Below are 251 nucleotides of genomic sequence, written 5' to 3' on the forward strand. Positions count from 1 at the left end.
GATGTGGGCACTGCTGTGCTTTGTATTGCTTACCGTATTCCAAGTCCGCACCCATCACCTTGATGATCGGTTGTACTTCTGGATCAAGACCCACTGGCACACCGACGATTGGCAGGAGCGCTCTGTGTGGCTGCCTGACTATCGGGTTGAGCTCGATGCTAAGCCGGTTCCCGGTGTGGACAACAACCTTTCGGGCCTGACCTTCGACCCTGACCTGAACCTGCTATGGGCGGTTACCAACGGCCCAAACG

The 251-nt window shown here is 56.6% G+C and carries 1 protein-coding gene; it reads left to right on the forward strand.

The features are described 5' to 3' along the window. Position 1: 1 nt before the first annotated feature. A partial coding sequence (locus tag AAEZ09_RS28795) for an SdiA-regulated domain-containing protein (protein WP_350601741.1) occupies positions 2 to 251 on the forward strand: 250 nt, incomplete at its 3' end.

Source organism: Pseudomonas sp. 65/3-MNA-CIBAN-0223, from assembly GCF_040310425.1.
Taxonomy (GTDB): Bacteria; Pseudomonadota; Gammaproteobacteria; order Pseudomonadales; family Pseudomonadaceae; genus Aquipseudomonas; species Aquipseudomonas gregormendelii.